Origin of the sequence: Richelia intracellularis HH01 (genome assembly GCF_000350105.1) — a bacterium.
GTDB lineage: Bacteria > Cyanobacteriota > Cyanobacteriia > Cyanobacteriales > Nostocaceae > Richelia > Richelia intracellularis.
Genome location: NZ_CAIY01000044.1, coordinates 82,982 through 95,479, shown reverse-complemented (window position 1 = coordinate 95,479; position 12,498 = coordinate 82,982). Strand labels below are relative to the sequence as shown.

6 protein-coding genes and 1 tRNA gene are annotated in these 12,498 nt (G+C 34.4%); 1 reads left to right on the top strand and 6 read right to left on the bottom strand.

Annotation, left to right across the window (positions count from 1 at the left end; translation table 11 throughout):
- The first annotated feature begins 135 nt into the window (after positions 1-135).
- On the top strand, positions 136-450 hold the full coding sequence (locus RINTHH_RS05245; protein WP_008233752.1) for a hypothetical protein: 315 nt from the start codon (positions 136-138) through the stop codon (positions 448-450).
- Between the two features lie 1,611 nt (positions 451-2,061).
- Here RINTHH_RS05245 and glgP read toward each other — a convergent pair.
- The 6 genes from glgP to RINTHH_RS05210 form a co-directional block, all read right to left on the bottom strand.
- Positions 2,062-4,263, bottom strand: coding sequence for an alpha-glucan family phosphorylase (gene glgP / locus RINTHH_RS05240; protein WP_008233750.1), 2,202 nt, complete (start codon positions 4,261-4,263; stop codon positions 2,062-2,064).
- Positions 4,264-6,595: 2,332 nt separating this feature from the next.
- Positions 6,596-7,912, bottom strand: a complete 1,317-nt coding sequence (locus RINTHH_RS05230; RefSeq protein ID WP_008233749.1) for an ABC transporter substrate-binding protein — start codon at positions 7,910-7,912, stop codon at positions 6,596-6,598.
- Positions 7,913-8,131: 219 nt separating this feature from the next.
- A tRNA-Ser gene (locus RINTHH_RS05225) sits at positions 8,132-8,223 on the bottom strand.
- Positions 8,224-8,531: 308 nt separating this feature from the next.
- Positions 8,532-9,464: a phytoene synthase gene (locus RINTHH_RS05220; RefSeq protein WP_008233746.1), complete on the bottom strand. Its 933-nt coding sequence runs from the start codon at positions 9,462-9,464 to the stop codon at positions 8,532-8,534.
- 25 nt (positions 9,465-9,489) lie between these two features.
- The gene (gene pds, locus RINTHH_RS05215; protein WP_008233745.1) at positions 9,490-10,887 is read right to left on the bottom strand and encodes a 15-cis-phytoene desaturase; all 1,398 of its coding nucleotides are present in this window, start codon (positions 10,885-10,887) and stop codon (positions 9,490-9,492) included.
- Between the two features lie 517 nt (positions 10,888-11,404).
- On the bottom strand, positions 11,405-12,301 hold the full coding sequence (locus tag RINTHH_RS05210) for a PhzF family phenazine biosynthesis protein (RefSeq protein ID WP_008233744.1): 897 nt from the start codon (positions 12,299-12,301) through the stop codon (positions 11,405-11,407).
- Positions 12,302-12,498 lie beyond the last annotated feature (197 nt).

Below are 12,498 nucleotides of genomic sequence, written 5' to 3'. Positions count from 1 at the left end.
TAGGATTCCTATAGACCTTAAAACTGAGGTTTTAAGTTTTATAAGGGTGACTAAATTTTAAGGATTGTAGGAAAAATGTTTTTGAGGTAGTGTCAATACCAGAATCCAAAAAAGTAGATAAGGGAGAAGAATGACATGGGTAGATGGACACCTTTAATTTTAATGGCTGGTGGTCTGGCAATTTTGATAGGTACTCTATTGGGCATCACTTTTCCCATAGATGGTCAGCAAAATGCGAAGGAAGATATGGATGGTAAGGATTCACGAGTACTACCTGCTAATATTAACGTTAATAGCACTGCAACTAGTGAGACACAAAATGGTGTTCTCCCCAGCAGTATGGCGCAGAGTAACGGTTTCAATGCAACACCAGGTATAGTAAGTAATACTACAAACAGTCCTATTGATGAGACTAATCAAATTAATGCCCCTATTCGGGCTTTATGGTAATGAATGAATGATTGATTAGTATATTTTTAATTGTATTTACTTTTCAGCTATTGGTTCCTATTTTAAATAAAATGGACATTGGCAATCTTAATGTTCTCCAAAACTAGGGTAACTGGAATATACTCTTCCTAATTTTTGGGTTCATAGTTTATGCTATGTCAATGTTTATGTATATATTTTTAGTTCCATAAGAACAACATAATTTTCTTAAGTATGTCTATTTATAATTCAATCCCTTAAATGTTTATTTAATTGGTAAATAATATCTGCCTAATGTATTGCAAGTATCTTTTTAGCTTTGATTTAGACTGAATTCTGGAAAGTTTTTGAAATATTAGGTTTTCTATTTATCTTAAAAATCCTAGCATAATGTATAGATATTACTTATAAACAACATGATTTGTGAAACTCAACTAGTTAGTTGCAAGTATAAAATTAATACATATTTATTGGTATTATTCATGGGTGTTACTCTATCTAGTTTGGCTACAAGATTTGAGATATTTAGAATTTATCTAGAAACTTTTCGTATTAGTAGATGTAGTTGAGTTTATTTTGCTATATTTCTTTTCTGAATTTTTACGCTTTTCTTATTACGATCCAAACCCTATTCCTTATTTTATGTGGTGTTTGAGTGGCTCAGTACTATACTGATACATAGATATTCACAAAAGTATTCAGCCACAAAATTGCTTCAAAACAATTATACTTGGTAATTATTTTGAATATTTGTACAGCAATCATGCAAGAATAGTTTATAGTAAACTGCTAATTGAATCAGTTTAGTAAATTATCACTAAATAAGTTCACAGAAGTATTGAATTAGTCTAGTATCCAGCTGGATCTTATTTCCCTCTACTAAGTTCTACTGGAGAAGATTTATACAAAACCCTAATACTCTAATAGAGAAGGTAGAAAAGTGATTTATCTCAGTAGTATTGTAAACAAATTAAAATTTACTTAGATCGTTCATAACTCATGGTTAACTTGAATAATTTTTTATCTCTAATTTTATATGAAGCTTCATTATATTACGTCTACACCTTCATTTCTAAATGTATAAATTTAAGAGAACCACTTTAATAATCAAGTTAAATTAAATACAATTTCCTTTAGCATTACCCATAAATTAATATTTTGGTTTTAGAAACTGCAGACAAATTATTTTGAGTAATAAAAAAATGTAGTCTTCATTTTCACAGCAAATCCAATCAGCATTTTTATTATTATAAATACTTAAATGTGCTAACGAAGTTATTGTTGAATTTATAGTAGTCACTTGTGATTATCACTTGCTATTACTTTTGGAATAGATAATTCGATCTTAACACTTAAGTTTTTCGCAGACTAAGCAACTAAATTAGTGTGTTAAGGTTGAAAAACCATAATAATAGCTTGCGATATGAACCAGTAGAAATTAGGAAGAAGAAAACTCAGTTATGTAAGGCTATACGAATCATTATAAATTAAGCTTCACATCATTATCCCTCCATGTATTTATTGGGTATAATAGTGGGGGTCCGCTTGTAAAATCAGAGTTTTTAGCTTTAGCTTGAGAATTATCTAACCTCTTCTTAACAAGGATTATTAAGGAGAGGTTAATATAATAAATTACACTTTGAATTTTGCTAATATAGGCTTCACGGAAGTGGAAATTTCTGGGACATAAACTTGGGAAACATAATCAGTAACCATGCGGTTAGTATTAAATAATGGTGCATTTGTCCTGATTGATGCTTTCATCATATCTACCCAACGATGAGGTATGCCATTAGCATCTTGGTCGTAATACATGGGGACAATTTCCTCTTCCAACAAGCAATATAATGATTCAGAATCAATTCTATCTTGTAATTCCTGATCGCTGGTATGAGCATCTTCGCCAATTGCCCAACCATTGACTCCTGCCTGATAACCTTCACACCACCAACCATCAAGTACACTACAATTAATTCCCCCATTAAAGCAGACTTTCTGGCCACTAGTTCCAGAAGCCTCTAAAGGACGACGGGGGTTATTTAGCCAAACATCAACACCTTGTACTAACTTCTGGCCAGTGTAAATATCGTAGTCTTCAATTAATGCCACTCTATGCAATAATTCCGGGTGTTTATACCACTCTACTAGTCGTTGAATAATACGCTTACCCTCCTCATCAGCCGGATGGGCTTTCCCAGCAAGTATTATCTGTACAGGATATTGAGTATTCCCAAAAACTCTTAACGATCTTTCAACATCTTGTAATAGTAAATATGCCCGTTTGTATGGTGAAAAGCGTCGAGCAAAACCAATAGTTAAAACATTAGGATCTAACAAAAAATTAGTAGCATTAATTCTTTGTTCTTCTTCTCCACGTTTTATGCGAGATTGTTTTACTTTATAGCGCGTGTAGGCAATTAATCGTTCTTTAAGTATTTTATGTCGCCACCATAACTCCTCAGCAGGAATATCATCAACTTTTGCCCACATTTTGGGATCGATAGTATGATTTTTCCAACCTGAACCGAGATATTTACAATACAAGTCTGCCATAAGAGGGGCAGTCCAAGTGGGAGCATGTATACCATTAGTAATGTAACCAATAGGAACCTCTTTTTCCGAAAGTTGGGGGTATAAAACTGTCCACATTTTCCGGGAAACCTGCCCATGTAATTTACTTACCCCGTTGGATGTACGGCACATCCGTAGTGCTAATACTGTCATACTAAAGGGCTCCCAGGGGTCCCCTAGTCTCCTTGCCCCCAAGGCAAGGAATTGTTCACGGGATAGATGTAATTGATGCCAGTAATGAGCAAAGAAAGAGTCCATTAAATCAGATGAAAAGACATCATGTCCAGCTGGAACTGGTGTATGTGTTGTAAATACACACTTTTGCCGTACATTATCTTCAATATCATAGAAGGATTTACCTGTACATTCAATTTCCTGTCTGGCAATTTCCAGAGTACAGAACGCAGCATGACCTTCATTAAGGTGGTAAATAGAAGGCTCAATTCCCAAAATTGTAAGGGCACGAATACCACCAATTCCCAATACTACTTCTTGAGCTATACGGGTTTCTTGATTACCACCATATAAGTGTCCTGTTAACCATCGGTCTATAGGGTCATTATCTTCACGATTGCTATCCAGCAAGTATAAGCTTACCCTCCCCACTTGTGCACGCCATATCTGCACTTTGACAATGCGTTGACGAATTATTAACTCAATGGAAAGTGGATTACCCTGGTTATCTTTCATCAACTCAATAGGCATTTCCCTAAAGGGATTATCGACGTAATAATCTTCTTGCCAACCCTGACTATTTAGCTGTTGGTGAAAGTAACCCTGACGATATAGTAAACCTATACCCACCATAGGCAAACCTAAGTCAGATGAAGATTTGAGGTGATCACCAGCCAAAATACCCAAACCTCCAGAATAAATTGGTAGGGATTCATGGATACCAAATTCGGCACAAAAATAAGCTATGGGATTATCTCTGGTAACTTGGGGAGCTACCCGATTTACCCAAGTATCTTTTTGGTTGATGTAATTGTCAAATTCCTTCTCTAGAGCAGAAATATGCTCTAAATAACTTGGATCTTCCAACAACTGGGTTAATCGTTCATACTTGGCTGATTTCAATATACTTACTGGGTTATGTCCACAGACTTCCCATTCTTGAGGATCAATATCTCGGAATAAGGCTGTGCTATTACTACTCCAAGACCACCAGTAATTGTATGCTAAGTCTGCTAAACCCCTTAGGGGGAAAGGTAATTTTCGCCTCAGTTCTAGTACTGATGTCACTCGACTATTACTTGTACTCATAATTTTCTATAACTCTCTGTAAATTATCTCTCTTAATTAGCTACCTAAATATTTTCGTTTACTGATGTTGAGATTCTTAAGCTAAAAATTAGGTTGTTTTTGTAGGATTTTTTTATTTCCTTCATATTTCGAGTATATTCAGAATTGTATATATTCTCCATATCATACATATGTATCACTAACCCCATCAAAACGATAATGATTCAAAACATTTTTGTTTGTATTTATATGAACTCTATTTATATTAAAAAAATAAATTTCTGGATTTTTATAGGTGTTAAAAAAAGAAACACGGCTAAATTAAATATTAATAATTCATGTATAAATTTTATGAAAAAGATTTAAGAGTCTCGATATTAAGAATAATGGATACCTGTATTATATAAATAAGAACTTCGAAGAAGATAGCCTATATAACAATAAATTAACTGGCATTATCTTTAATATTTTCTATTTAATAATAGCCATCACTATTTTTTGTTTTTATAGCTGTTAAAAGTAAAGTTTATTGTGCTAGGATATTATTATATTTTGCTCTAAATGATCTAATAAATATTCCAGTTAATTATTTCTATACTTATGATGGGGGAAAAGTATTTCAGGGTATTTTTCCGCTCTATCAACCAGTCCCAACCTATACGCAAATGGGAAATCAGACATTTAATTGAAAATATAATAACTTCCTGTAAAAATAATTTATGTTGTGGTAATTTTTTCAGGGAGTATCTCTGTTAAGTACACATTTATAACTTTAACCTAATTATGGATTTTAAGTGCTGCGGTGTTACTTTTATAGCTAGTTAAGTTAATCGGCAAGTAAAATTATTCTTCTGGGGCATAAATCTCAAGTCCCTATTTATGTCTTCAATAGCTCAATTTTGTAAATTTTATGGTGTTCCGAGTGGAACTGTGACTTAATACAAACAAGAAATATCTACCCTGGGAAGCTTTTATAGAATTTGAGACTAATCCACCAATCTAAAATTTACTTAGCATTAGGTTACTATTTTAGAATTCATATTTGAATATTTACACGGTTACAAATTAATAAATTTAAGAGGAATATACCACTGAATAGTCAATATGGAAGATGTGTATATTTAGGTTAATAAGCTTTTCTAACATTCAAATATCTATAGTCACTAGTTGATTTGACATAGAAAAGATTACATTTTATCCCCTTAAACTCATATTATCGCATGTTATGATGAGCAACTCTAATAATTACTATCAGCGACACATATTCCTTTGCATTTAACGCCATTATTAACCGTGCGTTGACAGTATGGACATAAAATATGTTCAGCTTCTAGTTCATCCTGAATTATTTTAGTGGTTATAGATGGTGATTTGCATTCCCTTATCTTGGTTGGATATCTTAAAGTATCATGTTTACACTGAAATTTTTCCATTGCTCACTTTTATATAATTCTTCTAGATTAATTATTCTTCTTGAAAAGACTACTATGAAATAGTAACTCCTCAATCCAAAATTAAAACTTATAGAAATTCACAAAAGATATTACCTGAATTCTTGTTAAGCAAAATTACTATATTTACCGTAAAACCCTCTTGTACTCCAACTATGATAATGGAATTATTTTACTATAACTTGCTAAGGAGATATTTGAATAGTTGTTCAGAGAAAAAACTATATTAATGAACTAACCATGATATGGGCTGTTGTAAAATATAAATATGATGTTTTGATTCATAAGTTATATATGCCGAAATAATTTTTAATGTGCTGAGATCCAATTCCTCCAACTGGTTCATGGATATAAAATATACATCATCCATTAGATTGAATTTTATAAATCTTTTTTCCTAAAAAACAAATTACGGTATTACAAACTATATTTGGTATAGATAGGAGAAAATATCTAAATATTTAACTTGCCAGTGGCAATCATTATTTATTTGGAGATAGCAGCTTTGAAGTTACTTGTAAAATTCATCCAACAGGAAGTATATCTATTTACTTATTATTAGTCATTTAATGATGTCACCATGATATGAATTTCCATATATCATTAATTCCAGTTTAAATATATAGAACTGACAATAACCCCTTAATTAGTTTACTCTGACCCGAAAAAATATATAAAAATATATTGTTAATTGGGTTCTCAATTCAAAGTTAATAAATTTGCGAGTGCCAGGTTTTCTACAATAAATTTTGGGGGTTTTAATCTGAGGCTAAGGGGTTAAAATATCCTAAATATAGGGAAATCACAGATGTTCAGATATATCCTGGGTATGTCTTACCTAATTCACAATGTAAAGGTATAAAAATACTTACAGTATATGGGTTTGAAAAATCATAATCCCCCTAACTCCTCATTTTCACTGTTGTGTTTGGACTGACTTTATCAATTACTTGTATTTTTCCATTACTATCTACTGTCCAAACATTATAGACACCAATTACATCACCATTTTCATCAATATCAACATTACCACTAGCTCCTTGGTAATTAATGTCTTTCCCTTCTTTGAGTAACTTTAAGCCCTGACAAACATCTGTTACTTCCTTACCAGGAGGATTGGCAACTTCCTTAATCTTATTCGAGATGCCTAAACCACTATTATCTTTAGCGGCCTGGGCTGCTAGTGTCAACAAAGCAACTGCATCCCAGACTTGGGGTGCATATTCTCCAGGTGGGTTGCCTTTCTTCTCCCTCCATAATTTGTTTAAAGCATCTAATGCTTTGCCATTAGAGCCTGGTACTGTACCTACAGCTTCAGAGATAATATACTTACCATCACCAGTCTGGCCTACTTGTTTGGGGAAAGAGTCTGACTTCACCCCATCTGTAAGCATGATTTGCACTCCTTCAGTCAAGCCTTGTTGATAAGCAGCCTTAAGAAACAAACTGCCAGTTTCAGCATATAAAACTGCTATTACTGCTTCCGGACTACTGGCAAAAACAGATGCAGCCTCTGTATCAAATGTTTGAGCTTTTGGATCGTAACGTACTGGTTTGTATTTATTAACTACAGTTCCCCCCAATTTCTCAAATGCCTGCACAAATGCTTTTTCAAATCCTACACCATAGTCATTATTAATGACTGCAGTTGAAACCCTAGTAAAACCTTTTTTTCTCGCAAGTTGGGCTAAAGCTAAAGCTTGATAAGTATCTGGTGGTGCTGTTCTTGCCCAAAAACCTTTGTAGTAACCCTTCTGTGAATTATCAGTAAATATGGGGCTAGTACTACCAGGAGAAACCAACATAACTTTATTAGGTACAGCAATAGAAACTGCTGCACTGGAAACACTACTAGCAAAAGCACCAACAACACCACCAACTTTGTCTAATGTAGCTAGTTTTGTCATGCCTGCCGCTCCAGCTCTGGGATCAGTTTGACTATCAACTTCTACTAGTGAAACTTGTTCTCCATTGACCCCACCACAATCATTAATAGTGTCTACAAGTAAAGTTACTGCACCTGCCATTTGTTGTCCTACAGAAGCCAAATCTCCTGTAGTGGGTAATAAGGAACCTATTTTTAACCCTTTACTCTTGGTATTAGTAGTCCTAGTATTTGTGTTGCTATTAGTTGTACTTTGGGGAACACAAGCTACCGTTAGAAGGCTAACAACTAGTACTGTAATACTCGTGAACATGGCAGTACAAAACCTGGGCATATTTTTTACTCCTCATAAACTTAGAAGCCTATGACCATATGTGAAAATTTAATTCTATGAGAGTTTTTAGTAATTGATTTTGGTTCTAAGTGCCTAATAACAACACTTATTACCAAGATCTAGTACTAATGACCCAAAATCATAAAAACTAGAACATTGAAAACCAACAAATACATATTCCACTTGTATTCTTAGGAACTAATTTCCGTCTATATAGAACGGAGAGGGAGGGATTCGAACCCTCGGTACGGAGTTGCCTGCCGTACAACAGATTAGCAATCTGCCGCTTTCAACCACTCAGCCACCTCTCCTAGGCCACTGGAGAATAATGCTAGCTTAAATGGTAATTAATAGTCAAGAATTCAGCCAAATGAAATTGAAAATTTTGTTGACCATGTTAGTTAGATTTGGGGGTAAGGGTGAAAATAATAACCTGTTTACTCCTATCAATACTAACTAGAGTACTATCATTCAAAAATGAGTTAACCATTAATTTTGATTTCAACATCTTAAATTAAAGTGCTCCGAAGTCTAAAATATTGTAATTTTTTTACTTCTTGTACTAGCATTGACTCCTAAAATTGACTCCTAAAAATAGTTTCAATTTTGTTTATTAACATTAAAGTGCTTGTGAGCGCAGCCATGCAATAGGTAAGGAACACAATTTTTGCCATTGAGGTACATAAGCACGTTGATTAAACACATCATAATTATTACGTTCGATACCATTTAATATCCCACTATAGTGCATCAATGCAGCCCATACTGGTAAACGGGCATCAGGGGATAAGCTGCTAATACCCTTCTCCGCCTGATTGTAAAGTTGGCGGGTTCTTACAATTTGAAAATTCATCAAACTACGCCAACGTTCATCATTAACTCCCTGGAATAAATCTTGCTCTGTATAATTAAATTGAGACAAATCATCCAAAGGTAAATAAATACGACCCCGGCGTGCATCTTCACCAACATCTCTTAATATATTGGTCATCTGACTGGCAATACCCAGTGCAATTGCCTCTTTTGTAGGAATATATGGGTGGATTTGGTAGTTCCAAGGAGATGCACTACATCCCAAATCCAATCCCATCACTGATGTAGACATTAGACCTACTGTACCAGCAACGCGATAACAGTATAAATATAACTCCTCAAAAGTTTGGTAGCGGTTATTATATAAATCCATTCGCTGACCATCGATCATATCTCGGAAAGGTTGAATCTCTATGGGAAAGTGTTGGAGTGTATCCACCAAAGCTATATCAAAGTGATCTTCTGCTTTTCCCGTGAAAACTAATTCTAAGTGTTTTTCCCAGTCATCTAGAGTATTTGGGGTAGTAAGGTTAGCACCAGGACCATCTACCAGCTCATCAGTGCGGCGACACCAGGCATAAATCGCCCAAATCGCTTGGCGCTTGCTCTGGTTCATCAACAAAGTACCTAAATAAAAAGTCGTAGCGTATTTTGCTGTAAGTTGACGACATATTTCGTAGGCTTCTTCCAAAGATACCGGAGGTTTCATGGATGGGGAGGATTCAAGCAGTTGCAGCATTCGTTGCAGGCTGGAGAGTTATCATTTACAAGTTAGAGGAGTTGACCTCAGAATGGGCTTTGGTAATAGCCCCTGCTGTCAGCTTACCAGAAAGTACGGCACCTTCCATACTTGCTAAATAGCGTTGCATAGTGTAATCCCCAGCCAAATAAAAGTTACTTATTGGTGTTTCTTGCGATGGACGACATTCTTGACAACCTGGTATTGCTTTGTAGACAGAAAGTGGTGTTTTAACTAAATGGTATTTCAGCAATTTCACCTTATTATTCCCAGTCAAATGTTGGGGAAAAAGTTTTTCTAATTCAGCTAAGACTGCCTGAACAATACATTCATCCGATTTGGAAATCCAATCTTTTGCTGGAGCTAAAACTAATTCCAACATAGAGCAGTCTCTGTTGGAATATTCCCGACAGGTATTACTCATGTCAGCATATACACTAAGTAAAGGTGATCTAGAGAATAGTAAGTGATCAATATCAGTAAGTTTACGGTCAAACCATAGATGTACATTAATAACTGGCACACCTTTCAGTCCATTCAATCTCTGGAAAAAATCCTGTTGTTGCCAAGACTTAGGAAGTAAGACTTTTAATGGGTCAACAGGCATGGCAGAAACATATAGGTCAGCATTCTCCACATAGTCTGGTTTACCACTTAATCCCCGTACAAGGAATCCTTCTACTATTCCATCAGGAGTGAGCAAAATTTCTTTTAAGGATGAATTTAGCCTTATTTCTCCACCATGTTTGGTAATATAATCAGCAATAGGCTGGCACATTCTTTCCGTAGGTGATCCATCAAGAAAAGCCATTTTAGAACCGTTTTTCTCTTGCAAAAACCGATTTAGGGCAGTTAATAAAATAGTTGAGGAAATCTCTTCTGGCCTAATGAAGTTGAGAGCCTTAGACATAGCAATAAAAACTTCCTTCTCAACCCGAGAAGGAATATTTTGCTTTCTCATCCATTCTGACCATGAATATTTATCCATCGCTTCTACATACTTTTGGCCCTGAATCATTGCCGGTAACAAGCCAATACCAAACCTAATTTTTTCAGACCAGGTCAGCATGTCATTATTACGCAAAATTGCTGCTATACCGTTAAATGGAGCAGGTAAATCGGGAAAGTTGAATTGGCTATAAGTTCCAGGTGCATTTGGTTGATTAAATATCATGGTGTGTTTTTTCCACTGCAACCGGGTCTCAATGTTTAATTCCTTGAATAACTGCAAAACATTAGGATATGCGCCGAAAAAAATATGCAGACCAGTTTCATACCAGTCTCCGTCCTTATCTTTCCATGCTGCCACCTTACCACCAAGTACATCTCGACGTTCCAAGATAATTGGTGTATAACCTGCATCTATGAGATATTTGGCGCAGGAAAGTCCTGCCAGTCCTGCTCCCGCGATCAGTACTCGCATTTAATTTTACTACTCTTCAATATTTTTTATATTATACTTTGCAATCCGTTACACATAGTAGATTTTATGATTTATTATTTGTTTTAGATAACAATGGGAAAATATTAATCTAAATTTCCATATGATAGAATCGAAATAATAGTTTACCATAAAGGCAAGTAGAAGCTTGGTGACTAAAATAGAAAATAATAATAAATACTTAGTAAACCCTGAAAGAAAAAATACTGTTGGAGGCAACACAATTATAGTATGGGTAAATTATTGAATAAGGGGAGTGTCGAAACTCTATTTACAATTTACTGTTCCACTCCAACTTGCTTTTGAAGAAATGTGAAAATTTTGGGCATATAACCTTCAGATAACCTATTTTGTAAATCCTGTTTCATCTCAAATTCTACTCAATATGGATTTTTTTTGAGCCCAAATTATAGTGGAATAATTTCCCTATCCACCACAAGATAGTAAAGTGGCATGAGACTACAAATTAAATTATTATAATTCCGAATAGAACCCTAAATTATTTTGCAGGAACTAAAAATTCTCCCTTCGCTACTAAAATTACCTTGCCTCCTATATTTATATCAATACATACATCATTTCTACTTGCCTTAAGAAGCAGTAAAGAGGGTCTGCCAATCTCATAACCCTGTTCTACCCTAATATTAATATTTTCGTCTCCAAAATAGGTATATTGAGTTAGGTAACCAGCCAAACAGCCATTAGCACTTCCTGTTGCTGGGTCTTCTGATATACCCATATAATTGCAAAAGACCCTTACATGTAAATTATTTTCTGGATAATAAGTTTCTGGAGAAAAGACAAGGATACATTTAGCTTCAGTTTCAGCAATAAGTTGATAATATTTATCTATATTAAGGGATATTTGCTGTAATGCAGATATATTTTTCAAAGGGACAATAATGAAAGGTAAACCTGTGGATACCTCCTGGATAGGCCAACGTAAATCTATATCACTTGGATTTAAACGTAAAACTTCAGCAATTACTGACCCTGGTAATTTACTCCCAAAATAGGGTGCTTTTTGTCGCATCCATAACCATTCTGGCAAGCTATTTTTGTAATTAATTGTCACAGGTATTTGTCCTTCTTCCAAATTTAAAATAATTTTCTCTACAGGCTTTTTAATGATTATTTGCTGTATTATATATGCTGTACCTAAAGTAGGATGACCTGCAAAAGGTATTTCCCGATTTGGTGTGAATATTCTGACTTCATAACCGCCATTATTTTTTTGAGGAGAGGTAATAAATGTAGTTTCAGAATAATTTATTTCCTTGGCAATACTCTGCATTTCCTGGGTATCTATATTAGCTGAGTTTGTAAATACTGCTAGAGGGTTACCCGCATACTTATTATCCGCAAAAACATCAACAATATAGTAGTGATTATTCATAATTAGGATGATATTAAAACATTAATTTATTAAAATAATAGGGGCAATAATAGCACTATTAACTTACATTTCAGTAAGTTAATAACCAAATCATATTCCGGGTATACACATATTACATCAAATTACTTTATGGTGATATTAGTTGTTCCAATAGCTTTATCAAAAGGGTTAACTTTATAGAAACGTAGAAAAATTTT